The following is a 23,010-nucleotide window of genomic DNA, read 5'->3' as shown; positions in this document are numbered from 1 at the left end:
GGCGTGGGGTGCACCACACTCCGCGCCACCCCCATCGCGTCGCTCTGACGATTACACTGGGCGTGTGCCTCAACTTCGTCTCGCCCTGAACCAGATCGACTCGCGCGTCGGCGACCTCGCCGGCAACACCGAGACGATCCTCCGCTGGACCCGGCACTCGGCCGAGCAGGGAGCGCATCTCGTGGCGTTCCCGGAGATGGTGCTGACCGGGTATCCCGTCGAGGACCTCGCCCTCAGGTCGTCCTTCGTCCAGGCGTCCCGGGCCGCGCTCGGCGCACTCGCCGCCCGGCTCGCGGCGGAGGGCTTCGGGGAGCTGCCGGTGGTCGTCGGCTACCTGGACCGCAGCGACAGCGCCCAGCCGAAGTACGGCCAGCCGGCCGGCGCCCCGCAGAACGCGGCGGCGGTGCTGTACCGCGGCGAGCCGGTCCTCACCTTCGCCAAGCACCACCTGCCGAACTACGGCGTCTTCGACGAGTTCCGCTACTTCGTGCCCGGCGACACGATGCCGGTGGTGCGCGTGCACGGCGTCGACATCGCCCTGGCCATCTGCGAGGACCTGTGGCAGGACGGCGGCCGGGTGCCCGCGGCCCGGTCGGCGGGCGCGGGCCTGCTGCTGTCCGTCAACGCCTCGCCGTACGAGCGCAACAAGGACGACACCCGTCTCGACCTCGTGCGCAAGCGGGCCCAGGAGGCGGGCTGCACGACGGCCTACCTCGCCATGACCGGCGGCCAGGACGAGCTGGTCTTCGACGGCGACTCGATCGTCGTCGACGCCGACGGCGCGGTTCTCGCGCGGGCGCCGCAGTTCACCGAGGGCTGCGTGGTGCTGGACCTGGAGCTGCCCGCGGCCTCGGCGCAGCCGCCCACCGGCGTGGTGGACGACGGACTGCGCATCGACCGGGTGATCCTCTCCGAGGATCCGCTGCCCGCCTACGCCCCGGAGCGGACGGGCGGCTACGCGGACCGCCTCGACGACGACGAGGAGGTCTACTCGGCGCTGGTGGTCGGCCTGCGCGCCTATGTACAGAAGAACGGCTTCCGGTCCGTCCTGATCGGTCTGTCCGGCGGCATCGACTCGGCGCTGGTGGCGGCGATCGCCTGCGACGCGGTGGGCGCGGAGAACGTGTACGGCGTGTCCATGCCGTCGAAGTACTCCTCGGACCACTCCAAGGACGACGCGGCGGACCTCGCCCGCCGCACCGGGCTCAACTTCCGGACCGTGCCGCTCGCCCCCATGTTCGAGGCGTACATGGCGTCCACGGAGCTGACCGGGCTTGCCGAGGAGAACCTCCAGTCCCGGCTGCGCGGCACGCTGCTGATGGCGATCTCCAACCAGGAGGGCCACATCGTCCTCGCCCCCGGCAACAAGTCGGAACTGGCGGTCGGCTACTCGACGCTGTACGGCGACTCGGTGGGTGCGTACGGCCCGATCAAGGACGTGTACAAGACGTCGGTCTTCGCACTGGCCCGGTGGCGCAACCGGGCGGCGGCCGAGCGCGGCCAGACCCCGCCGATCCCCGAGAACTCCATCACCAAGCCGCCGAGCGCGGAGCTGCGCCCCGGCCAGGTCGACACGGACTCGCTGCCGGACTACCCGGTCCTGGACGCGATCCTCGACCTCTACGTCGACCACGACAAGGGCGCGGACACGATCGTCGCGGCCGGCTTCGATCCGGCGCTGGTCACCAGGACCCTGCGCATGGTGGACACGGCGGAGTACAAGCGCCGCCAGTACCCGCCGGGCACGAAGATCTCGGCCAAGGGCTTCGGCAAGGACCGCCGGCTTCCGATCACCAACGGGTGGCGCGAATCGGCTTGACGCGTCTCGGGGCCGTCCCGCGCCCGTCCTCCCATGCCCTCGGGGGCGTCCCGCGCCCGGGCCGGACGGGCCCGGGCCGGCTCCGGCCGCTCACTCAGTCAGGGGCGCTGACCTGGACGCGGGCCGCCACCGGGAGGTGGTCGCTGCCGGTGCGCGGCAGGGTCCAGGAGCTTTCCGGCTTGACCCCCTTGACCATGACCTGGTCGATCCGTGCCATCGGGAACGACGCCGGCCAGCTGAACCCGAACCCGCCGCCCGCCGCGCCCTGGGTGGAGCGCAGCTGGGAGGTGATCGCGGTGAGGGAGCGGTCGTTCATCGTGCCGTTCAGGTCACCGAGCAGCACCACCCGCTGAAGTTTCTCGTGGGCGAGCGCGGTGCCCAGCGCGTCGGCGCTCTTGTCCCGCTGCCGGGCGGTGAAGCCGGTGGCGGCCTTCACCCGCACCGAGGGCAGATGGGCGACGTACACGGCGACCTGGCCCTCGGGGGTCGAGACCGTGGCGCGCATCGCGCGCTCCCAGCCCAGCTCGATGTCGACGGACCGGACGGCGGTCGTCGGGTACTTGCTCCACAGTCCGACCGTGCCGACGACCTTGTGGTACTTGTACGTCGAGGCCAGCGCCTTCTCGTAGACCGGGACGGCGGAGGCCGTCAGTTCCTCCAGGGCCAGCACGTCCGCGCCGGAGCCGGTCAGGTCGCGGGCGGTGCGGGAGGGGTCCGGGTTGTCGGCGTTGACGTTGTGGGTGGCGACCATGAGGTCGCCGTTGGCGGACGTGCGGTCGATGACCAGCCCGCCGAACAGGTTCAGCCACATGACGACCGGCAGCACCGTCGCGATCAGCGCGGTGGCCGACCGGCGGACGAGGCCGAGGACCAGCAGCACCGGGATCAGCAGGCCGAGCCAGGGCAGGAAGGTCTCGGTGAGACTGCCGAGGTTGCCCACGGTGTTGGGGATGCGTGAATGCAGCAGCAGCACCAGGGCGAGCAGGACGGCGATGACGGCGAGGACGATGCCGCGGCGCCAGATGCCCCGGTCGCCGCGCCAGCCGCGCAGCGGGCGGGTCACCAGGCGCCGGAGCCGGGAGCGCCGCTGCTCGGGTCCGGAGCCGCCGTCTTCCGTTTCCGTCACGTATGCCTGTTGCGCCATACCGTCGCCTCACTACCCGCTGTACACACCGTCACTCCCCCGCGTTACGACCCTAGGGGATGATCGGCTCCGTTCCCGCCTCCCGTGGCGGCCGTACAGAAGTCGACGACGAACGGGTGGGTGCCGAAAGTTCCGGACCTGCGCGGGAGGGGTGAGGACTGTGACAGAACGCGAATATTCGGACTATGTGCCGGGTGTGCCGGCGGGCGGCCGGAGGCCCGCCAGCACGGCGTCGACGATCTGCTCCGCGAGGTCCTCGGGGAGTTCGACGTCGGGGCGCAGGACGGAGCGCAGGAGCATCGGGCCGACGAGCAGGTCGTTGGCCAGTTCGAGGTCGATGTCCGTGCGGAGTTCGCCGGTGTGCTGCCCCCGGCGCAGCACCTCCAGGCTCAGCTTGCGCCGGGGCGCTATCACGTTGGCGTGGTAGGCAGCCCAGACCTTTGGGCTGTTCTTCATCTGCGCATGGGCGTTGTACAGGATCAGCGACGAGCGGCTGGCCACGCCCCGCAGGCGCACCGATTCGAGCAGGACGACCAGGTCGTCGCGCAGGGAGGTGCCGGGGAGTTCGGGTTCGGGGGGTTCGGCGGCGCGCATCACGTCGGCGAACAGGTCCTCCTTGCCCGCCCAGCGCCGGTAGATGGTGGCCTTGCCGACGCCGGCCGTACGGGCGACCCGCTCGATGGACAGTTCGGCGAGCGGAACACCGTCCTCCAGGAGCTTCATCACGCCTTCCAGGATGGCGCGTTCCACGGCCTCGCTGCGGGGCCGGCCCCGGGCGGGGCCGCACGGCTGCGGGTGGCTTCCGGCAGGGCTCACGTCACTCCGTCCTTTCGCTGTGCTGCGGGGATTGTCCCGCAGCCGCCCCCCTTCCGCCGTGCTGCCCCCTCCGGGCACACGCCTACTCCGCGGCCACGACCAGTTCCCGTTCCTCCTCGCCGCGCTGCTCCGCCGACGGCCTGCCGGGCAGGAAAAGCGCCGCCACCAGCGCGCCGAGCAGCGCGACCCCGGTCCCGCACAGCGCGGTGACGTGCATGGCGTGCAGGAACGCGTCGTCGGCGGCACCGACCAGCGCCCTGCCCTGCGGGCCGAGTTTCGCGGCCACGCCCAGGGTGGCCTCGATGGACTCCCCCGCGGTGTCGCGCAGGCCGGCCGGGAGCATCCCCAGCTTGTCCCCGATGCCGTCGCGGTACGCGGTGGACAGGACCGAGCCGAGTACGGCGATGCCGAGGGCGCCGCCGACCTGGCGGAAGGTGTTGCTGAGCGCGGAGGCTGAGCCGGCCTTCTCGCGCGGCAGGGCCTGCATGATGACGACGGAGGTCGGCGTCATGATGTGCGCCATGGCGGTGCCCATCAGGAAGAGGTCCACCTCCAGGAGCCAGATCGGCGTGTCCGCCTCGAACAGCGCGAAGGCGGCCAGCGTCACGGCGATCAGGACCAGGCCGGCCGCGGTGGTGACCCGGTTGCCGATGCGGTCGACGACCAGCCGGGCGCGCGGCGCGAAGATCATCTGGGCGACGGCCAGCGGCAGCATCAGCGCACCGGCCTCCAGCGGCGAGTAGCCGCGCACGCTCTGGGTGTAGAAGACGCTGAAGAACGTGACGCCCATCAGCGCGAAGAAGACCAGCGCGATGGCGGCCATGGCGGCCGAGAAGGTCTTGTTCCTGAAGTACGTCACGTCCAGGGACGGGTGGTCGCTGCGCTTCTCGTACACGACGAAGCCGATGAGGACGACCAGGCCGGCGACGGTGGTGAGGAGCACCTTCGGGTCGGTGAAGTCGGCCAGTTCGCCGCCCTTGATGATGCCGTAGACGAGCAGGACCAGGCCGACCACGGAGAGCAGCACGCCGACGGGGTCGAGCCGGCCGGGGTTCGGGTCGCGCGAGTCGGGCACCAGCCAGACCATCAGCGCCACCGCGACGATCACGATCGGCACGTTGATGAGGAAGACGGAGCCCCACCAGAAGTGGTCGAGGAGCGCGCCGCCGGTGATCGGGCCGATGGCGATGGCCAGTCCGACGCCGCCCGCCCAGATGCCGATGGCCTTGGGCTGCTCCGCGCGTTCGAAGACGTTCATGAGCACGGCGAGGGTCGCGGGCATGACGAAGGCGGCGCCGAGGGCCATGAGCGCGCGGTAGGCGATGAGCTGCCCCGGGGACCCGGACTCGGCGGCCAGGGCCGAGCCGACACCGAACACGACGAGACCGCCGAGCAGGACCTTCTTGCGGCCCAGCCGGTCACCGACGAGACCCGAGGTGAACAGCAGCCCGGCGAAGACGAGCGTGTAGGAGTTGATCGCCCACTCGATCTCGCTCTGGGTGGCACCCAGCCCGGTGGGTGCGGGCTGGGAGATCGTCTTGACCGCGACGTTCAGGATCGAGTTGTCGAGCACCACGATCAGCAGACTCAGGATGAGGACGCCGAGGATGGCCCAGCGGCGCCGGTGCACCTCCTCGGGTATCCGGGAGGCGGGTGCAGCGGGAGTTGTCATAGCGATGACCCTAGAGGATTTTCGATACGGAACCGTCTCGTATCTTATTTCCTTTACCCAGAACTTACACAGAGAGCCAGCTCCGCGTACCCAGGGGCGGCCGGCCGGACACCCCGGAGGCGAAGGCGGCTGCGAAGGGGATCACACCGGAACACGGCCGGAACCCACGGGGATCCCCTGGCCCTGACTGGCACGAGGTGCCACCATGGAGGGGATCCGGAGACGCCGTGAGGGCGCTTCGAGACGATTTGAAGGAGCCGTTGCAATGACGCAGCTTTCGGCTGCCCAGACCAGGTCCTCCGACGGCAGCAAAGCGCTGTACGGGGGCAAGGGCACCCGCCGCATCACCGTCCGCGACATCGGCCTCGCCAAGGAGCGGGGCGAGAAGTGGCCCATGCTCACGGCGTACGACGCCATGACCGCCTCCGTCTTCGACGAGGCCGGCATCCCGGTGATGCTGGTCGGCGACTCGGCGGGCAACTGCCACCTCGGGTACGAGACGACCGTACCCGTCACCCTCGACGAGATGACCATGCTGTCGGCCGCGGTCGTACGCGGCACGCAACGCGCCCTGATCGTGGGCGACCTGCCCTTCGGGTCTTACCAGGAGGGGCCGGTGCAGGCGCTGCGCTCGGCGACCCGGCTGGTGAAGGAGGCCGGGGTCGGCGCCGTGAAGCTGGAGGGCGGCGAGCGCTCGCACGACCAGATCGAGTTGCTGGTGCAGTCCGGCATCCCGGTCATGGCGCACATCGGCCTCACCCCGCAGTCCGTGCACGCCATGGGCTACCGGGTGCAGGGGCGCGGCGAGGAGGCGGCCCAGCAACTGCTGCGCGACGCGAAGGCCGTGCAGGACGCGGGCGCGTTCGCGGTGGTGCTCGAACTGGTCCCGGCGGAGTTGGCGGCCGAGGTGACCCGGGTGCTGCACATCCCGACCGTCGGCATCGGCGCAGGGCCCGAGACGGACGCGCAGGTCCTGGTGTGGACCGACATGATGGGGCTGACCGGCGGGCGGGTCCCGAAGTTCGTGAAGCAGTACGCCGATCTGCGTGCGGTCATGGGCGACGCGGCCAAGTCCTTCGCCGAGGAGGTCGTCGGCGGAACGTTCCCGCGGGAGGAGCACTCCGTCCATTAGGCGCCCGGCCGGCTGTGCCGCGAGGGCCGTCGCTCGTCCGCGGCGCCGTCGTGGCCGGTCGCTCCCCCAAGTTCTCGGCTTCGCTCGGACAGGGGCCCCCGGTTCCCCGGCCCCTTGGGGGGCGCGGCACGCAATGACCACAGTGGAAACACCCAGGACGGCCCGCCGATCGTCCCCCGTCGGCGGGCCGTCCGCCGTTGTCGGGCGGTACCGCGCGACTGTCGGTGTCCTGTAGGCGGTTTGTCGGTGCGGGCTGGCACCGTTCATGTCATGACGCGAACCGACAACAAGCCCAGCGGCCACGGCGACGCCGTGACCGTGCGGGGGCTGGTCAAGCACTACGGCGAGACCAAAGCGCTGGACGGCGTGGACCTGGACGTGCGCGAAGGCACCGTGATGGGTGTGCTCGGGCCGAACGGCGCCGGCAAGACCACCCTCGTACGCATCCTGTCCACCCTGCTCGCTCCCGACGCCGGCCGGGCGACCGTCGCCGGGTACGACGTCGTCCAGCAGCCCCGGCAGCTGCGCCGGGTCATCGGACTCACCGGGCAGTACGCCTCGGTGGACGAGAAGCTTCCGGGCTGGGAGAACCTGTACATGATCGGGCGGCTGCTCGACCTGCCGCGCAAGGAGGCCCGCAGCCGCGCCGACGAACTGCTGGAGCGGTTCTCGCTGACGGACGCCGCCAAGCGGCCCGCGGCCACCTACTCCGGCGGCATGCGGCGCCGGCTCGACCTGGCCGCCTCGATGATCGGCCGGCCCGAGGTGCTCTACCTGGACGAACCGACGACCGGTCTCGACCCGCGGACCCGCAACGAGGTGTGGGACGAGGTCAAGGCCATGGTCGGGGACGGCGTCACCGTCCTGCTGACCACCCAGTACATGGAGGAGGCCGAACAGCTCGCCTCCGAACTGACCGTCGTGGACCGCGGAAAGGTCATCGCGAACGGCCGCATCGAGGAGCTGAAGGCGAAGGTCGGCGGACGCACGCTGCGGGTACGGCCGGCCGACCCGCTGGAGCTGCGCCCGCTCGCCGGGATGCTGGACGAACTGGGCATCACCGGTCTCGCCACGACGACCGTGGACACCGAGGCCGGCACCCTGCTGGTGCCCGTCCTCAGCGACGAGCAGCTGACCGCCGTGGTCGGCGCGGTCACCGCGCGCGGCATCACCATCTCCTCGATCACCACCGAACTGCCCAGCCTGGACGAGGTGTTCCTGTCGCTCACCGGCCACCGCGCCAGTGCCCCGCAGGACCCCACGCCCGCCGACATCCGCCAAGAGGTCGCCGTATGACCGCCAGCCCGTCACCCACGACCACCCTGAACCAGGCGCCTCGCGCGACCCCGTCGGCCACCGCCGCCGCTTCCGTGCCCGACGCCCGGATCCCGCTGCGCGGCCACCTGCGCCACACCGGGGCGCTGATCCGCCGCAACCTGCTGTGGATCCGGCAGGACCCGGAGTCCATGGCCGACGCGCTGCTGATGCCGATCGTCTTCACCCTGCTGTTCGTGTACGTCTTCGGCGGCTCGATCGGACAGGCCCTGGGCGGCGGCCAGAACGGGTACGTGCAGTACGTGATCCCCGGCATGATCGCGATGATGAGCATGACGCTGTCCCAGGGCGTCGGCACCGGCTTCAGCCAGGACTTCAACTCCGGTGTCATGGACCGCTTCCGGTCGCTGCCCATCGGGCGCGGCTCGGTGCTGTTCGCGAAGATCTCGGTGGAGCTGGTGCGGATGCTGTTCGCGACCGCCGTGCTGATGATCGTGTCCGTCCTGGTCGGTTTCCACATCCACAACTGGGGCGGGCTGTTCGCCGCCGTGGGGCTGTCCGCGGCCTTCGCCTCGTCGATCATGTGGGTGTTCCTCACCCTGGGCGTGGTCCTGAAGAACGCACAGTCCGTGCAGGCGATGGGCTTCCTGGTGCTGTTCCCGCTGCAGTTCGGCTCGTCGATCTTCGCGCCGACCCAGTCGATGCCGGGCTGGCTCCAGGCGTTCACCGACTACAACCCGCTGTCCACGCTGGCCGACGCCGCCCGCGGACTGATGGTGGGCGGTCCGGTCGCCCACGACCTGTGGATCACGCTGGCCTGGTCGGCGGCGATCACGGTGGTGATGGCGCCCGTCGCGATCTACAAGTTCCGCACCAAGAGCTGACGCGGCACCGGCTCCGTCAGGCTCGGTTCATGGCCGGACCGGCGTCAGACCAGGGCGGCGGCCTCCTCCAGGGAGAGCCCGCCGCCCTCCGCGTACGCGGCCTGGTAGGCCGCGTCGCCGAGCACGGCGCGGGTCCGTTCCGCGGCTCGGGCACGCACCTCGCGCTCCAGCCGCGGCCGGATGTGGCCGGGCGGCAGCAGGCTGTCGGCGGCGCCGATGCAGCGGGCGGCGTCGCGGGCGCGACGGCCGCCGTCCGAGCCGGTGAGGGCGATCGCGGCGGTGATCAGGTACACGGACCGCAGGGAAGGGGCAATGGCCTGGGACAGCGGGTCCCGCGCCTGTTCGAGCGCTCGCCGGATCTTGTCCAGGGCCTCGTCGTGACGGCCGTCGGCCGCGTCCAGCCACGCCTCCTGGCCCAGGATGAAGGAGTCGAAGACGATGAAGTACGCGATCTTGAACTCCTCGCGCAGCAGCCGCAGTTGCTCGCGCGCCTCGGCGATCCGGCCGGTCACGCCGAGCAGGCCCGCGAGGAACAGCCGGGCCGCGGGCATCGCCTCGTTGCCCGAGCCGTCCTTCCGGGCGATCACGTCGCGCAGCAGGCTCTCCCCGGTCTCCGGGTCGCCCGCCTCCACCAGCGCACTGCCGAGCCGGGCGTCCAGCACCGCCACGTGGTGGCGGGCGCCGAGCCGGGCGGCCTGCTCGGACGCCGCCTCGTAGTCGGCCGCCGCCAGCCGGTACTCGCCCTTGCGCTCATGGGCCTCGCCGCGTGCGGAGAGGGCTTCGGCGGTGCCCCACCGGTCGCCGAGCCGGCGGTAGATCTCCAGCGACTCGTCGGCGTCGTGGGCGGCGTCGCCCGCCCAGTCGCTGCGGTTGGCGAGCAGATTGGCCCGCATCTGGAGACTGGCGGCCAGTTCCCATTCGTACCCGGGGGTCGAGCGGCAGGTGTCGACGGTGGCGTCGATGACCGTACGCACCCGGTCCATGTCGCCGGAGAGCATGACGGCGAAGAACCAGAGGGCGCCGGGGCTGCGGCAGGTCTGCGGCAGCCCCGGCTCGTAGGTCGCGGCGATGGTGCGCAGCCTGGCCTGTGCCTGCGGGGTCTGCCAGGAGTCCAGCTCGGCGTCCATGCTGGCGAGACGGACCAGGTGCACACCGCGTCTGGCCTCGTCGAGGACCTCTCCGCTCCACGGGGGCGGGGTGTCCGTGCAGCGCTCCCACACCGGGGCGGCCGGGGTGACGGGCTCGGTGAACGGGTCGGGGCCGAGCGGCTCGACCTCGCGGGACCAGTTCCCGGACTCGATGCGCAGGTCGCGCATCTGCCAGTACCAGGACAGCGACAGGACCAGGCAGATCGCCTCCTGTTCGTCCCGCTCGGTGACCGCGTGCCGCAGCGCCGTGCGCAGGTTCTCGTACTCGCGCTCCAGCCGTTCGATGGCGGCGAGCTGGCCGGCGCCGCGCAGCAGCGGGTCGGTGGTGCGGGCCAGTTCGCGGTAGTACGTCAGGTGCGCGCGCGAGACCTCGGCCCGCCGGCCCGCCTCGTCGAGCCGTTCGCCCGCGTACTCGGCGACCGTCTCCAGGAGCCGGTAGCGCATCTCCCCCGTCCCCGCGGGCTCCGCCACCACCAGCGACTTGTCGATGAGCGTGCCCAGCGCCAGGAGCGCGACGGGGCCGCAGACGGCCTCGGCCGCGGCGAGGTCGCAGCCGCCCGCGAAGACCGACAGCCCGCGCAGCACGCTCCGTTCGTCCTCGTCGAGCAGTTCCCAGGACCAGTCGACGACGGCCCGCAGGGTCTGCTGGCGCGGCAGTACCGTGCGGCTGCCGGAGGTGAGCAGCCGGAAGCGGTCGTCGAGCCGGTCCGCTATCTGACGGGGCGTCAGCATGCGCAGCCGGGCCGCCGCCAGCTCGATGGCGAGGGGCAGTCCGTCCAGGCGCAGGCAGATCTCGGCGCAGGCCGCAGGATCCTCCTCGATGCGGAATCCGGGTCTCGCCGTGGCGCCCCGGTCAGCGAGCAGCCGCAGCGCGACCGGCTCCGGCAGCGGCTCCACGGGCCGCAGCAACTCCCCCGGTACACCGAGGGGTTCGCGGCTGGTGGCCAGTACGGTCAGCCCCGGGCAGCGCTCCAGCAACTGTTCGACCAGCCGGGCCGCGGCCTCCACGACGTGCTCGCAGTTGTCGAGGATGATCAGCATCCGGCGCCTGCCGCAGTGTTCGGCCAGGCGCTCGACGGGGTCGTCGTGCCGGTCGGTGCCGGCCCGCATGGCCTCGGCGCCGGCGCCGTACAGCACGGTCTCGCGGGCCCCGACGGCGGTGAGCACGGCCTCGGGTACGGCGGCCGGGTCGTCGACGGGCGCCAGCTCGGCCAGCCACACCCCGTCCCGGGCCGCGTACGGCACGGTCTCGGCGGCCTCCTGCGACAGCCGGGTCTTGCCCGCGCCGCCGGGCCCGAGGAGGGTGACGAGCCGCGCGGTCCCGAGGTCGCCGTGGATCGCCGCGATGTCGCCTTCCCGGCCGACGAAGGAGGTGAGCCGGGCGCGCAGATTGCCGGGGGGCGGAAGGTCCGCGGGGCCGATGCCGTTCGGCGTTGGGGCACCGGCTGCGGACGGGCCGGGCGCGGCCGGCGCCGGGGCGGACCGGACGCGGCCCGACGGGTCGCCGTCGCCCGCCGCCGGGGGGCCGGCCAAAGTGCCGTTGCGGGACGCGCCGGCGCGGCGGGCCTCCCGGTGCCCGTCCGCCGTCCGCTCGCCGTCGGCCCGCTGCTCCCTGGGATCCTGCGGACGCAGCAACTGCGCGTGCAGCGCCCGCAGTTCGCTGCCCGGGTCGGTGCCGAGCCGGTCCGCGAGCACGTGCCGTATCTCTTCGTAGGCGACGAGCGCCTCGGCCGTACGGCCCGCGTCGCGCAGGGCGCGCAGCCGCAGCACCTGCAAGGACTCGTCCAGGGGGTGGCCGTCGCACAGCGCGGTCAGCTCGGGCAGCGCCTGTTCGGCGTGGCCGAGCGCGAGGGCGGCGGTGTGCCGGGCGCGCAGCGCGTCCAGGCGCCGGGCGTCGAGCCGGGCCGCCTCGGCGGTGCGGTCGGGCAGGTCGGCGAGGGCCGGCCCCTGCCACAGCGCGAGCGCGTCGTCGAGGGCTCCGGCCGCCTTCGCGGGGTCGCCGTCGGCCAGGGCGCGCAGGCCGTCGCCGGTCAGCCGCTCGAAGCGGTGCAGGTCGATGTCGTCGGGCGCGGCGGCGAGCCGGTAGCCGCCGTCCACCGAGGCCACCGCGTCCGCGCCCAGCGCGCGGCGCAGCCGGCCGACCAGCGCCTGGAGCGCGCCGGTCGCGTCGGCGGGCGGTTCCCCGTCCCACACCTCGTCGACCAGCACGGTGACCGGCACCGTACGGCCCGGTCGCAGCGCCAGTACGGCCAGCAGGGCACGCAAGCGCGCCCCGCCGACCGGTACGGGGGTTCCGTCGGGGCGGAGTGCCTGGGTGGTGCCTAGGATGCGGTAGCGCACGGGGTCCATTGTCCCTGGTGACGCAGGACCACCGCCTCCGGGTTTCCGGCGGGTGCCGCGACGGGCCCCGGCAGGCGCGGGGACGCGGGTCTCACCCGCGCATGAGCTGCGCGGAGTCGAGGGTGGGCGTCCGGTCGGCCACGGGGATGCCGGTCTCCTTGCCGAACGGGCCGGACCGGCTGTCGCCGATCGTCATGGCCGCCTCCGCCGTCGACTCGGTCACAGCCGGACGACCGCCAGGAACCCGCACCGGCCCGCAGGACGTTTCCCCCACATCACCGGTACGGTCGACCCCGCGCACCATCCGACACGTCCCCACCAGGAGCCCGCCCCATGACCACCGCCACCGTCCGCCACAGCGACCGGCGGATCAGCCCCGTCTTCCTCGGGCTGCTGGCCGTCACCGCGGTCACCGGCTGGGCCACCTGGACGGGGTTCGCCGCGCAGCCGGGCGTCGCCGTGTTCCTGTTCGTGACCGCGGCCTGGATCGTCTCCCTGTGCCTGCACGAGTACGCGCACGCGCGCACCGCGCTGCACAGCGGCGACATCACGGTGGGCGCCAAGGGCTATCTGACGCTCAACCCGCTGAAGTACACGCACGCGTTGCTGAGCATCGTGCTGCCGGTGGTCTTTCTGATCATGGGCGGGATCGGGCTGCCGGGCGGCGCGGTGTTCATCGAGCGCGGCCGGATCCGGGGCCGCTGGCGGCACAGCCTGGTCTCGGCGGCCGGCCCGCTGACGAACGTGCTGTTCGCCGCGGTGTGCACGGCGCCGTTCTGGCTGCACGCCCTGGACGGGGTCCCCCAGGACTTCCGGTACGCGCTGGCGTTCCTGGCCCTGCTCCAGGTCACGGCCGCGATCCTGAACTTCCTGCCGGTGCCGGGCCTGGACGGGTACGGCGTGGTCGAGCCGTGGCTGCCGTACAGCGTGAAGCGCCAGGTGGAACCGTTCGCGGCGTTCGGTCTGCTGTTCGTGTTCGCGCTGCTGTGGATCCCGGCGGTCAACAACGCGTTCTTCGACGTGATCGACACCATCCTGCGCGGCCTCGGGATCGACCTCTTCGACCAGTACTGCGGTCACGAGCTGTACCGCTTCTGGCAGGGCAGCAACCCGTACTGCTCGGTCAGCCCGTGACGGACGGCCCGTGCCCGGACCTGGCGCGCTTCACGTAGTACCAGCACATGTTGCTGGACAGCCCCGCCAGCAGCACCCAGACGACGCCCAGCCAGCTGCCCTGGACGAACGAGACGACGGCGGCGGCGACCGCGAGGACGCAGACGGCCAGGGCGTAGATCGCTAGGCGGGGCATGGGGTGGACTCCTGTCGGGGGGCACTGCTGGACGGCCACCAGTGTCCCCCATGGTCCGGTGCGGCCCGCACGTCCGGCTCGGAACGGCCCGCACGTCCGGGCGGGTGCGGCTCACACGTCGGTGAGGCGGAGTCCCGCGTGCGCCTTGTACCGGCGGTTGACCGAGATCAGGTTGGCGACCAGGGACTCCACCTGGTGGGCGTTGCGCAGCCGCCCGGCGAAGATCCCGCGCATCCCCGGGATCCGCCCGGCCAGCGCCTGCACGGTCTCCACGTCGGCCCGCTCCTCACCGAGGACCATCACGTCGGTGTCGATCTCGTCGATCTCCGGGTCCTGGAGCAGCACCGCGGAGAGGTGGTGGAAGGCGGCGGTGACCCGGGAGTCCGGCAGCAGGGCGGCGGCCTGCTCGGCGGCGCTGCCCTCCTCCGGCCGGAGCGCGTAGGCGCCCTTCTTGTCGAAGCCGAGCGGGTTGACGCAGTCGACGACGAGTTTGCCGGCCAGTTCCGCGCGCAGCGCCTGAAGCGTCTTGCCGTGGCCGTCCCAGGGCACGGCGACGATCACCACGTCGCTGCGGCGGGCGGTCTCGGCGTTGTCGAAGCCCTCGACGCCGTGGCCCAGTTCGTCGGCGGCGGCCCGGGCGCGCTCGGCGGCCCGGGAGCCGATGATCACCTTCTGGCCGGCCCGGGCGAGCCGGTAGGCGAGGCCCTTGCCCTGCGGTCCGGTGCCGCCGAGCACGCCGACGACGAGCCCGGAGACGTCGGGCAGGTCCCAGGGATCCTTGGCGGGGGTCCCGGTGGGCTGCTGTGCGCTGTCGGTAGAGGTCATGCGGCGACTCTACGTCGGCCGCCACCCGGTCAGGTCAGTGCCGTCACGGCCACCCGGCGGAACGTGAGGGTCTCGTAGGCGCTGCGGTCGCCGGTCTCGTAGAGGAGTCCGACGGTGTCCGGGTCGACCCGGGCCAGGTCCGAGTAGGCGGCGGGCAGTCCGTCGACCGTGTGCGCCGTCCGCCAGGTGGTGCCGCCGTCGGCGGAGGCGCGCAGCGTCATCAGGGCGCGGGCGCCGGGGGCGGCGGGGCCGGAGTACAGGAGCAGGTCGGGGTCGCGCAGTTGGAGGACGGCGGCCTGGCAGACCGGCCCGGTCAGACCGGCCTGCGGGCAGAACGGCTCGGTCAGGGTGCGGCCGCCGTCGGCGGAGTGGGCGTCGGCGCGGGTGCCGGGCGAGCGGGACTGGGTGCGGGTGTTGAAGTAGACCCGTCCGTCCAGGAGTTCGGCGGCGGTCGTCTCGTTGGCGTTGACGTGGCCGTCGGTGTCGTCGTCGACGTAGCCGAGGTACCAGCTCGCGCCGTCGTCGTCGCTGAGCAGGCAGTGACCGCCGTAGTAGTGGGGCTCCGTGCCGGTGTCGTCGCCGGTGGGCGGCAGGGAGTGGTTGGCGGGGACGACGATCCGGCCGGTGCTCAGCCGGAGGGCGTGGCCGGGGGTGGTCGCGTACCAGCGCCAGCCCGGGCGTTTCACCGACGCGGTGATCTCCCGGGGCTCGGACCAGGTCGTGCCCTCGTCGTCGCTGTGCCGCACCCAGACCCGGCGGCCGGCCGCGTCCTCGACCGTGCCGCGCCGTACGGCGTCCTCGGTGGCGAGGGCGGCGGCGCGCACGTGCACGAGCAGGATCCGGCCGGTGCCGAGGACGACCGGGGCGGGGTTGCCGGCCAGGTCCGCGCCGCCCGGCGCGGCGATCCGCAGCGGGCCCCAGGTCCGGCCGCCGTCGGTGGAGCGCTTCAGCACGATGTCGACCCGGCCGTGGTCCGCGGCGGAGTCGACCCGGCCCTCGCAGAAGGCCAGCACGGCGCCGGAGCCGGTGACGACCAGGGCCGGGATCCGGTAGCTGGCGTACCCCTCCGCACCCGCGCGGAAAGGGACACTGACGTCGGTCATGGGCCTGCTCCTCATCGGTATCGGGGCTCGGCCCCCTCCCCGGGTCGGGCGAATTCGGGGTGAACACCGCATCACGAGTGGCCTTTTGCGGCAGGATGCGGGGGCATGGACGCGGTACGGGTGGCGTTGTTGCGCGAAGTGCTCGCCGGGACCGAGTGGTTGGGGGCCACGCGGCGGTTCGCGGGGACGCTGCGCGGGTCGGTGGTGGCGCACGGCGGCGGTCTGCTGCTGGTGGGCACGCCAAAGTACGAGCCGTGGCACCTGGCGGCGCATCTGGTGGACGAGGCGGCCTGGTCGGGCACGCCCGAGCTGGCCCCGACGCTGGTGCGGCACGCCGCGCGCCCCACGGACCCGGCGCACCTGGCTGTCGGGCCGGGGCGGATCGCGGCGGCGCGGCGGGGCGAGACGCTGCTCGTCGTGGCGCCCGACGAGCACGCGCCGCTGCTGAACCGGGTGCACGACGCGCGGCGGGCCGGGGTGACGGTGCTGGCCCTCGGCCCGGGCGGGGGCGAACTGGCCGCGATGGCGCACGAGACGCTGGCGGTGCCGGACGACGGCGAACTGGACCTGGACACCGTGCAGCACCTGGTGAGCGCGGCGGCCGGCGAGAACGCGGTGCCGTCCCCGCGGGGGCGGCGGACGTTCCGCGACCGGCTGTCGAGGCTGGCGGAGAACCTGACGGCCCCGCCGCCGGCGTCCTGGTGACGGGACCGCCGGTCCCCGGCCGGACCGGTTCCGGGGCCATGGCCCTCCGGCGGTGGGTGCGGCGGGAAATCCGGTTGCCGCGCCCGGGACGCGCGGCCGATCATGACATCTCGTGACGCGCGCCCTCCTCCCGGATCTCGCCCCCTGGCACGCCTCCGTCGACTTCCGCAGGCTCTGGGTGTCGGGGCTGGTCAGCAACTTCGGCAGCTTTCTCACCTTCGTCGCGCTGCCGGTGCAGGTGAAGGAGCTGACCGGGTCGGCCGCGGCGGTGGGCGCGATCGGTGCCGTGGAACTGGTGCCGCTGGTGGTGTTCGGGCTGTACGGCGGGGCGCTCGCGGACGCGCTGGACAAGCGGAAGCTGATCCTGTGGACGGAGGCCGGACAGGGCCTGCTGAGCGCGCTGCTGCTGCTCAACGCTCTGCTGCCGAGCCCGCCGGTGTGGCCGCTGTACGTGGTGGCCGCCCTCACCTCCGCCGTCGGCGCGGTCCAGCGGCCCGCGCTGGACTCGCTGTGGCCGCGGATCGTGGCGCACGAGCAGTTGCCGGCCGCGGCGGCGCTGAACTCGCTGCGCTGGACGGTGGGCGGGGTGGCGGGCCCGGCGCTCGCCGGGGTCGTGGTGGCCTACGCGGGGCTCGGCTGGGCGTACGCCGTCGACGTGCTGACCTTCGCCGTCTCGCTGCTGTTCGTGGTGCGCATAGCCCCCTCCCCCGCCGCCCGCGAGGCGGTGCGGCCCTCGCTCGCCGCGATCCTCGAAGGCGCCCGGTACGCCTGGAGCCGCAAGGAACTCCTCGGCACGTACGTCGTCGACCTCGCGGCGATGTTCCTCGCGATGCCGCTGGCCGTGCTGCCGTTCCTCGCGGACGAACTGCACGCCGAATGGTCGCTGGGGCATGGGGGTCCCCCCATGCCCTTAAGGCTATGGGGGAGTATGCCGCCTTGCCCGCCGGTGCCCTGCTGGTGAGCCTGACCAGCGGCTGGACCTCGCGGATCCACCGGCACGGGCTGCTGGTGGCGGGCGCCGCCGCGCTGTGGGGGCTGTCGGTTGCCGCAGCCGGGGTCTGCGGCAACGTCTGGCTGGTCCTGCTGTTCCTGACCCTGGGCGGCGGTTTCGACATGGTCAGCGGGATCTTCCGGGCCGCCATCTGGAACCAGACGATCCCGGACGAGCTGCGCGGGCGGCTCGCCGGGATCGAGCTGTTGTCGTACTCGGTGGGGCCGCAGCTCGGCCAGGTCCGGTCGGGTGGCTTCGCCGCCTGGTGGGGCGTGCGGGCCTCGGTCTGGTCCGGCGGGGCGCTGTGCGCGGGCGCGGTGGGGCTGCTCGTGCTGTGCCTGCCGGGGCTGATGACGTACGACGCGCGGACGAACGAGCACGCGGTGCGGCTGCGCGCACAGCGCGCGAGCGCGGCCGGCGGCGAACCGGAACCGACCCCGGCGGGCTGAGCCGGGCGCCGGGACAGGCCGGGACGGTCAGTCGTCGTCGGCGGACCGGCCGGCCGCGTCGTGCCAGCGCGGGTCGGTCTCCCACTCCAGGTTGCGTTCGCGGGCGGTCGCCATCGCGTGCTCGGCCTCCGTACGGGTCGCGTACGGTCCGAAGCGGTCCTTGGCCGGGCACTCCGGGCCCTCTTCGACCTTCTTGTGTTCGAGGCAGTAGTACCACTCGCCCGGCTTTCCGACCGTGCGCTTCTTGAACAGGGCCATGACCGGCTCCTTTCGCCAGGGACATGGTCCCCCATGCCCGCTGGTTAGACTCGCTGGCATGTCTGGCCAGTCGCTGCTCGTACCAGGGGAGCTGTCTCCCACTCGTTCGGTACCCGGAAACATCCGCAGGCCCGAGTACGTCGGCAAGTCCGCGCCGACGCCGTACACCGGGCCGGAGGTGCAGACCCCCGAGACCGTGGAGGCGATGCGGGTCGCGGGGCGGATCGCCGCCCGGGCGATGGCGGAGGCCGCGAAGCTGATCGCGCCCGGGGTGAGCACGGACGAGCTGGACGCGGTGGCGCACGCGTACATGTGCGACCACGGCGCCTACCCGTCCACGCTCGGTTACCGCGGCTTTCCCAAGTCGCTGTGCACCAGCGTCAACGAGGTGATCTGCCACGGCATCCCGGACTCGACGGTGCTGCGCGACGGGGACATCGTCAACCTGGACGTGACGGCGTACATCGGCGGGGTGCACGGCGACAACAACGCGACGTACCTGGTCGGCGACGTCGACGAGGAGTCGCGGCTGCTGGTGGAGCGGACCCGGGAGACCCTCGACCGGGCGATCAGGGCGGTCCGGCCGGGCCGGCAGATCAATGTCATCGGCCGGGTCATCGAGTCGTACGCGCGGCGCTTCGGCTACGGCGTGGTCCGTGACTTCACCGGCCACGGCATCAACTCGTCCTTCCACTCCGGGCTGATCGTCCCGCACTACGACAGCCCGCAGGCGACGACGGTCATCCGGCCGGGGATGACCTTCACCATCGAGCCGATGCTGACGCTGGGCACGTACGAGTACGACATGTGGGACGACGGCTGGACGGTGGTCACGAAGGACCGCAGGCGGACCGCGCAGTTCGAGCACACGCTGGTGGTGACGGACACCGGGGCGGAGATCCTGACCCTGCCGTGAGCGCCGCCCGCGGCGGCCCGGCCCGTTCTCCCCGACCTGGGGAGGGCGGGCTTTCTCTTGTAGAATTTTACCGACATGATGTCGGCAAAGCTCTTGATATAGGTAAGGCTTACCTAAGAGAGTGGGGTGCTTGGGCATGGAGTCCTTCTCGGCACTCATCCGCACCGCGTCCCACGAGCAGCACCGGGCGGCGGAGACCTCGACGTTCATGAGCGACCTGCTCGGCGGCGGCCTCGGCGTGGACGCCTTCGCGCGGTACACGGAGCAGCTGTGGTTCCTGTACGAGGCGCTGGAGACCGGTGCCGGACGGCTGGCGTCGGACCCGGTGGCCGGCCCCTTCGTCCGGCCGGAGCTGTTCCGGCTCGCCTCGCTGGAGCGGGACCTCGGGCATCTGCGCGGCCGGCAGTGGCGGTCGACGCTGACCCCGCTGCCGGCGACGCGGGCGTACGCGGACCGGGTGCGCGAGTGCGCGGCGCACTGGCCCGGCGGATATGTCGCCCACCACTACACCCGCTACCTCGGCGATCTCTCCGGCGGTCAGATCATCCGGGACCGGGCGGAGCGGACCTGGGGTTTCGCGAAGAAGGGCGACGGGGTCCGGTTCTATGTGTTCGAGCGGATCCCCAACCCCGCGGCGTTCAAGCGGGGTTACCGGCAGACGCTGGACGCGCTGGCCGTGGACGACCTGGAGCGGCAGCGGATCGTGACCGAGTGCAAGGCGGCGTTCGCCCTGAACACCGCGGTGTTCGGCGCCCTGGGCGAGGAGTTCCCGCTGAGCGCCTGATCCCCGCCCGCCGCCAAGGGCCGGACTCTCCGGCCGTCAGCGTTCCAGCAGGACCCGCCCGCCGATCTCCACCCACCCGTGGGGCTGCGGTGCGGTCAGGATCTGGGAGCCCTCACCCTGGGAGATGTTGAGCGCGCGGCCCAGCCGGTCGGTGAGCAGCAGCGCCGCCGTGCCGGTCGCCTCGTCCTCGTCCTCGCCCCAGGCGCGGGCGCGGACCCGGCCGGCCGCCTCGTCGGCCCAGGCCCAGGCGAACGTCCTCGCCGAAGGCGCCTCGGGGGCCCGCGTCCCGGGCCGCGGAACCGGCAGCGCGTCGACCTCGGCCGCGGTCGCGTACTGGCCCAGGGTGTGCGGCGGCGCCCACTGCGCCCGCGCCTCGATCCAGCTGAACTCGCCGTCCAGCCGGACCCCCACCACCCCGGCGGGCGTGACCAGTTCGGGCAGGTCCAGCAGCCAGGCGACGCCGACGAGGGGGTGGCCGGCGAAGGGCAGGCGCAGGGTCGGCGCGTAGAGGTCGACCGCTCCGCGCTCGGGGTCGTCCACGAACACGGTCGTGCCGAAGCCGAGTTTCGCGGCCAGCGCCTGCCGGTCGGCGCGGCCGGGCAGGGCCGAGCCGTCGCGGACGACGCCGACCTCCTTGCCGTAACCGCCGTTCGGCCCGCAGAAGACGCGGAGGACGTCGTAGTCGGTCGCAGGGAAAGCCCCGGGGGAAGTCACGGGGAAATTGAAGCATCGCGGGCGGGCGGGGCCGCCCCGGTCGCGGACGCCGGACGCCGCCGGCCCGCCCTCGCGGCGTCCGGCCCGCACCCCCACCCTCCCTTGACCGTTACTTTACCCTTTCTTGGGATCTGCTTTGAGACGACGAGATCAAGCCGTGTCTGTGATATTTCCGTGCGGGCCGAATCACCGACCGACCGGGTATAGGTGAGGTAAGGCTCAGGTAAGTTAGGTCAGCCTCACCACACCGCTTCCCGCTTGGAGCCCGCATGCATGCCGTCCGCCTCACCGTCACCGCTGCCACAGCCGTGGCCGCCCTGACCGCCCTCACGGCCTGCACCGCGAAGAGCGACGCGAAGGACGGCGACGCGATCCAGGTGACCGCCGCCGACTCCACCTGCGACACCTCCGCCAAGTCGGTTCCGGCCGGGCAGGTCACCCTGAAGATCGAGAACAAGGGCGCCAAGGCCACCGAGGTCGAGATCCTCTTCCCGGACGACCGGATCGTCTCGGAGAAGGAGAACATCGGGCCGGGCACCAAGTACACGCTGACCGCCGAGGTGAAGGCGGGCTCGTACGAGATCGCCTGCCGGCCCGGCATGAAGGGCCACGGCGTCCGGCAGAAGCTCACCGTGACCGGCGCCGGCGCGACCGCCGAGCGGGACCCCGCACTGGACAAGGCCGTCGCGGAGTACCGCCAGTACGCCCAGGACCAGGCCGACGAGACGCTGCCGCGGGTCAAGACCTTCACGCAGGCGGTCAAGGACGGCGACCTCGCGGCCGCCAAGAACGCCTACGCCCTCTCCCGCCTCGGCTGGGAGCGCACCGAGCCGGTCGCCGAGTCCTTCGGCACCATCGACCCCAAGGTCGACGTCCGCGAGGACGGGCTGGAGGAGGGCCAGAAGTGGACCGGCTGGCACCGGCTGGAGAAGGCCCTCTGGCAGGACAAGAAGATCGGCGCCGAGGAGAAGGCCGTCGCCGACCAGCTGGTGACCGACCTGACGGACTGGCAGAAGCGGGTCGGCACCGCCGAGATCACCCCGACCTCCATGGCCAACGGCGCCAAGGAACTGCTCGACGAGGTCGCCACCGGCAAGGTCACCGGCGAGGAGGACCGCTACGCGCACACCGACCTCGTCGACTTCAAGGGCAACGTGGAGGGCGCGCAGAAGGCGTACGAGCTGCTCAAGCCGGTCGCCTCGAAGAACGACGCGGCGCTGACCGGCGAGCTGGACAAGCAGTTCGCGGCGCTCGGCACGCTGCTCGACACGTACCGCGCGGACCAGACCTCGTACGACTTCGTCTCCTACGACAAGGTCACCGAGAAGCAGCGCAAGGAGCTGTCGGACGCGGTGAACGCGCTCGCCGAGCCGCTGTCCAAGCTCGCCGCCGCGGTGGTGAAGTAGATGACCGGGACCGGGCGGGACGGCGGCCCCGCAGCCTCCGAGGGTCGGCCGGACGGCGACTCCGCGCCCGCCGGGGGCCGGCCGGGCGGCAGCCCCTCGCGGCGCGCGCTGATCGGCTGGGGCGGTGCCGGGCTCGCGCTCGGCGCCGCCGCGGCCGGCGGCGCCGTCGCGGCGGCCCGCTCAGGCCAGGACGCGGACCCCGCCGCCGACGCGGGCACCTCGGTCGGCTTCCACGGCGCCCACCAGGCGGGCATCGCCACGCCGGTGCAGGACCGGCTGCACTTCGCCGCGTTCGACGTGAAGACCGACGACCGTGCCGCGCTGGTCCAGCTCCTCAAGGACTGGACGGCCGCCGCCCGCCGGATGACCGAGGGCGCGGCGGTCGGCGCGGGCGCGTACGGCGGGGCGGCCGAGGCGCCGCCGGACGACACCGGTGAGGCGCTGGGCCTCAAGCCGTCCCGGCTGACGCTCACCGTGGGCTTCGGGCCGTCTCTCTTCGAACGGTTCGGGCTGGCCGGCCGCCGCCCCGCGGCCCTCGTCGACCTGCCCAGGTTCCCCGGCGACAACCTCGACGCGGCCCGTTCCGGCGGCGACCTGTGCGTCCAGGCCTGCGCCGACGACCCGCAGGTCGCCGTGCACGCCATCCGCAACCTGGCCCGCATCGGCTTCGGCAAGGCCGCCGTGCGCTGGTCCCAGCTCGGCTTCGGCAAGACGTCGTCGACGACTCCGGGCGCCCAGACCCCGCGCAACCTCTTCGGGTTCAAGGACGGCACCCGCAACATCGCGGGCACCGAGACGGACCGGCTGGACCGGTTCGTCTGGGCCGGGGACGGCGACGGGCCGGCCTGGATGACCGGCGGGTCGTACCTCGTCGCCCGGCGCATCCGCATGAACATCGAGATCTGGGACCGTACGGCCTTGCAGGAACAGGAGGACGTCTTCGGCCGGGACAAGGGCGAGGGCGCCCCGGTCGGCAAGCCGAAGGAGCACGACGAGCCGTTCCTGAAGGCAATGAAGCCCACCGCGCACGTCCGGCTGGCCCACCCCGACTCCAACGACGGGATCACCGTCCTGCGCCGGGGCTACTCCTTCACGGACGGCACGGACGGGCTCGGCCGGCTGGACGCGGGCCTGTTCTTCCTCGCGTACCAGCGCGATCCCCGCAAGGGGTTCATTCCGCTCCAGCGCCGGCTGGCGGCGTCGGACGCACTCAACGAGTACATCCAGCACGTGGGTTCGGCCGTCTTCGCGATCCCGCCCGGTGTCCGGGACGCGGACGACTGGTGGGGCCGGACACTGCTGACCGAGGAGGCGTAGCCC

20 protein-coding genes and 1 pseudogene are annotated in these 23,010 nt (G+C 72.6%); 11 read left to right on the top strand and 10 right to left on the bottom strand.

Annotated elements, in window-relative coordinates:
• Positions 1-64: 64 nt before the first annotated feature.
• Entirely contained in the window at positions 65-1,819 is a 1,755-nt protein-coding gene (locus tag ACFYPJ_RS03795) for an NAD+ synthase (RefSeq protein ID WP_389009848.1), read from the top strand.
• 94 nt (positions 1,820-1,913) lie between these two features.
• Here ACFYPJ_RS03795 and ACFYPJ_RS03790 read toward each other — a convergent pair whose 3' ends face one another.
• The 3 genes from ACFYPJ_RS03790 to ACFYPJ_RS03780 form a co-directional block, all read right to left on the bottom strand.
• Positions 1,914-2,963, bottom strand: a complete 1,050-nt coding sequence (locus ACFYPJ_RS03790; protein WP_389009845.1) for an endonuclease/exonuclease/phosphatase family protein — start codon at positions 2,961-2,963, stop codon at positions 1,914-1,916.
• A 183-nt stretch (positions 2,964-3,146) separates the two neighbouring features.
• Positions 3,147-3,779 carry a TetR/AcrR family transcriptional regulator gene (locus ACFYPJ_RS03785; protein ID WP_389009842.1) on the bottom strand — a complete coding sequence of 211 codons (633 nt, stop codon included), beginning with the start codon at positions 3,777-3,779 and terminating at the stop codon, positions 3,147-3,149.
• An 82-nt stretch (positions 3,780-3,861) separates the two neighbouring features.
• Positions 3,862-5,451 (bottom strand): MFS transporter, encoded by a 1,590-nt coding sequence (locus tag ACFYPJ_RS03780; RefSeq protein ID WP_389009839.1) that lies wholly within the window; start codon positions 5,449-5,451, stop codon positions 3,862-3,864.
• Positions 5,452-5,716: 265 nt separating this feature from the next.
• On the opposite strand from ACFYPJ_RS03780, the gene panB reads away from it, so the two are divergent.
• The 3 genes from panB (at position 5,717) to ACFYPJ_RS03765 (ending at position 8,742) form a co-directional block, all read left to right on the top strand.
• A complete protein-coding gene (gene panB, locus ACFYPJ_RS03775; protein ID WP_389009836.1) occupies positions 5,717-6,583 on the top strand; it encodes a 3-methyl-2-oxobutanoate hydroxymethyltransferase in 867 nt (288 codons plus the stop codon).
• A 270-nt stretch (positions 6,584-6,853) separates the two neighbouring features.
• Positions 6,854-7,879: an ATP-binding cassette domain-containing protein gene (locus ACFYPJ_RS03770; protein WP_389009833.1), complete on the top strand. Its 1,026-nt coding sequence runs from the start codon at positions 6,854-6,856 to the stop codon at positions 7,877-7,879.
• A complete protein-coding gene (locus tag ACFYPJ_RS03765) occupies positions 7,876-8,742 on the top strand; it encodes an ABC transporter permease (protein ID WP_389009830.1) in 867 nt (288 codons plus the stop codon). The genes ACFYPJ_RS03770 and ACFYPJ_RS03765 overlap by 4 nt, the downstream gene beginning before the upstream one ends.
• 44 nt (positions 8,743-8,786) lie before the next feature.
• Here the strand turns inward: ACFYPJ_RS03765 and ACFYPJ_RS03760 are convergent, their stop codons facing one another.
• The gene (locus tag ACFYPJ_RS03760) at positions 8,787-12,239 is read right to left on the bottom strand and encodes a BTAD domain-containing putative transcriptional regulator (protein ID WP_389009827.1); all 3,453 of its coding nucleotides are present in this window, start codon (positions 12,237-12,239) and stop codon (positions 8,787-8,789) included.
• Between the two features lie 82 nt (positions 12,240-12,321).
• Positions 12,322-12,453 carry a hypothetical protein gene (locus tag ACFYPJ_RS03755; protein WP_389009825.1) on the bottom strand — a complete coding sequence of 44 codons (132 nt, stop codon included), beginning with the start codon at positions 12,451-12,453 and terminating at the stop codon, positions 12,322-12,324.
• 110 nt (positions 12,454-12,563) lie between these two features.
• Here ACFYPJ_RS03755 and ACFYPJ_RS03750 point away from each other — a divergent pair, with 110 nt between their 5' ends.
• Positions 12,564-13,364: a site-2 protease family protein gene (locus ACFYPJ_RS03750; RefSeq protein WP_389009822.1), complete on the top strand. Its 801-nt coding sequence runs from the start codon at positions 12,564-12,566 to the stop codon at positions 13,362-13,364.
• On the opposite strand, the gene ACFYPJ_RS03745 is transcribed toward ACFYPJ_RS03750, so the two are convergent.
• The 3 genes from ACFYPJ_RS03745 to ACFYPJ_RS03735 all read right to left on the bottom strand — a co-directional run bounded on the left by ACFYPJ_RS03745 (position 13,354) and on the right by ACFYPJ_RS03735 (position 15,467).
• A complete protein-coding gene (locus tag ACFYPJ_RS03745; RefSeq protein WP_389009819.1) occupies positions 13,354-13,539 on the bottom strand; it encodes a hypothetical protein in 186 nt (61 codons plus the stop codon). The two genes, ACFYPJ_RS03750 and ACFYPJ_RS03745, sit on opposite strands and share 11 nt — an antisense overlap.
• A gap of 111 nt (positions 13,540-13,650) precedes the next feature.
• Positions 13,651-14,364: an NADPH-dependent F420 reductase gene (gene npdG / locus ACFYPJ_RS03740; protein WP_389009816.1), complete on the bottom strand. Its 714-nt coding sequence runs from the start codon at positions 14,362-14,364 to the stop codon at positions 13,651-13,653.
• 29 nt (positions 14,365-14,393) lie between these two features.
• Positions 14,394-15,467, bottom strand: coding sequence for an exo-alpha-sialidase (locus ACFYPJ_RS03735; protein ID WP_389009813.1), 1,074 nt, complete (start codon positions 15,465-15,467; stop codon positions 14,394-14,396).
• Positions 15,468-15,572: 105 nt separating this feature from the next.
• Between ACFYPJ_RS03735 and ACFYPJ_RS03730 the strand changes: the two genes are divergently transcribed.
• Complete coding sequence (locus ACFYPJ_RS03730; protein ID WP_389009810.1) at positions 15,573-16,172, top strand: hypothetical protein; 600 nt, start codon at positions 15,573-15,575, stop codon at positions 16,170-16,172.
• A gap of 112 nt (positions 16,173-16,284) precedes the next feature.
• A pseudogene (locus ACFYPJ_RS03725) lies at positions 16,285-17,612 on the top strand (MFS transporter).
• A 27-nt stretch (positions 17,613-17,639) separates the two neighbouring features.
• On the opposite strand, the gene ACFYPJ_RS03720 reads toward ACFYPJ_RS03725, so the two are convergent.
• Positions 17,640-17,870 carry a hypothetical protein gene (locus ACFYPJ_RS03720; RefSeq protein WP_389009807.1) on the bottom strand — a complete coding sequence of 77 codons (231 nt, stop codon included), beginning with the start codon at positions 17,868-17,870 and terminating at the stop codon, positions 17,640-17,642.
• A gap of 58 nt (positions 17,871-17,928) precedes the next feature.
• Here ACFYPJ_RS03720 and map point away from each other — a divergent pair, with 58 nt between their 5' ends.
• Both map and ACFYPJ_RS03710 read left to right on the top strand, forming a co-directional pair.
• Positions 17,929-18,786 (top strand): type I methionyl aminopeptidase, encoded by an 858-nt coding sequence (gene map / locus ACFYPJ_RS03715; protein ID WP_389009804.1) that lies wholly within the window; start codon positions 17,929-17,931, stop codon positions 18,784-18,786.
• Between the two features lie 136 nt (positions 18,787-18,922).
• Positions 18,923-19,570, top strand: coding sequence for a heme oxygenase (biliverdin-producing) (locus ACFYPJ_RS03710; RefSeq protein ID WP_389009801.1), 648 nt, complete (start codon positions 18,923-18,925; stop codon positions 19,568-19,570).
• 36 nt (positions 19,571-19,606) lie between these two features.
• Here the strand turns inward: ACFYPJ_RS03710 and ACFYPJ_RS03705 are convergent, their stop codons facing one another.
• The gene (locus tag ACFYPJ_RS03705; protein WP_389009799.1) at positions 19,607-20,284 is read right to left on the bottom strand and encodes a PhzF family phenazine biosynthesis protein; all 678 of its coding nucleotides are present in this window, start codon (positions 20,282-20,284) and stop codon (positions 19,607-19,609) included.
• A gap of 269 nt (positions 20,285-20,553) precedes the next feature.
• Between ACFYPJ_RS03705 and efeO the strand changes: the two genes are divergently transcribed.
• Both efeO and efeB read left to right on the top strand, forming a co-directional pair.
• Positions 20,554-21,690 (top strand): iron uptake system protein EfeO, encoded by a 1,137-nt coding sequence (gene efeO / locus ACFYPJ_RS03700; protein ID WP_389009796.1) that lies wholly within the window; start codon positions 20,554-20,556, stop codon positions 21,688-21,690.
• Positions 21,691-23,007 (top strand): iron uptake transporter deferrochelatase/peroxidase subunit, encoded by a 1,317-nt coding sequence (gene efeB, locus ACFYPJ_RS03695; RefSeq protein WP_389009793.1) that lies wholly within the window; start codon positions 21,691-21,693, stop codon positions 23,005-23,007.
• Positions 23,008-23,010: the final 3 nt, after the last annotated feature.

Origin of the sequence: Streptomyces sp. NPDC006012 (assembly GCF_042871185.1) — a bacterium.
Taxonomy (GTDB): domain Bacteria; phylum Actinomycetota; class Actinomycetes; order Streptomycetales; family Streptomycetaceae; genus Streptomyces.
This window is presented reverse-complemented; position numbering and strand designations above follow the sequence as displayed.

Bases quoted from the DNA above. Each gene is read 5' to 3' on its own strand.
- efeB (WP_389009793.1), top strand. From the start codon at position 21,691: ATGACCGGGACCGGGCGGGACGGCGGCCCCGCAGCCTCCGAGGGTCGG.
- ACFYPJ_RS03765 (WP_389009830.1), top strand. From the start codon at position 7,876: ATGACCGCCAGCCCGTCACCCACGACCACCCTGAACCAGGCGCCTCGC.
- ACFYPJ_RS03710 (WP_389009801.1), top strand. From the start codon at position 18,923: ATGGAGTCCTTCTCGGCACTCATCCGCACCGCGTCCCACGAGCAGCAC.
- ACFYPJ_RS03790 (WP_389009845.1), bottom strand. From the start codon at position 2,963: ATGGCGCAACAGGCATACGTGACGGAAACGGAAGACGGCGGCTCCGGA.
- efeO (WP_389009796.1), top strand. From the start codon at position 20,554: ATGCATGCCGTCCGCCTCACCGTCACCGCTGCCACAGCCGTGGCCGCC.
- ACFYPJ_RS03750 (WP_389009822.1), top strand. From the start codon at position 12,564: ATGACCACCGCCACCGTCCGCCACAGCGACCGGCGGATCAGCCCCGTC.
- ACFYPJ_RS03720 (WP_389009807.1), bottom strand. From the start codon at position 17,870: ATGGCCCTGTTCAAGAAGCGCACGGTCGGAAAGCCGGGCGAGTGGTAC.
- npdG (WP_389009816.1), bottom strand. From the start codon at position 14,364: ATGACCTCTACCGACAGCGCACAGCAGCCCACCGGGACCCCCGCCAAG.
- ACFYPJ_RS03770 (WP_389009833.1), top strand. From the start codon at position 6,854: ATGACGCGAACCGACAACAAGCCCAGCGGCCACGGCGACGCCGTGACC.
- ACFYPJ_RS03735 (WP_389009813.1), bottom strand. From the start codon at position 15,467: ATGACCGACGTCAGTGTCCCTTTCCGCGCGGGTGCGGAGGGGTACGCC.
- ACFYPJ_RS03745 (WP_389009819.1), bottom strand. From the start codon at position 13,539: ATGCCCCGCCTAGCGATCTACGCCCTGGCCGTCTGCGTCCTCGCGGTC.
- ACFYPJ_RS03780 (WP_389009839.1), bottom strand. From the start codon at position 5,451: ATGACAACTCCCGCTGCACCCGCCTCCCGGATACCCGAGGAGGTGCAC.
- ACFYPJ_RS03760 (WP_389009827.1), bottom strand. From the start codon at position 12,239: ATGGACCCCGTGCGCTACCGCATCCTAGGCACCACCCAGGCACTCCGC.
- map (WP_389009804.1), top strand. From the start codon at position 17,929: ATGTCTGGCCAGTCGCTGCTCGTACCAGGGGAGCTGTCTCCCACTCGT.
- panB (WP_389009836.1), top strand. From the start codon at position 5,717: ATGACGCAGCTTTCGGCTGCCCAGACCAGGTCCTCCGACGGCAGCAAA.
- ACFYPJ_RS03730 (WP_389009810.1), top strand. From the start codon at position 15,573: ATGGACGCGGTACGGGTGGCGTTGTTGCGCGAAGTGCTCGCCGGGACC.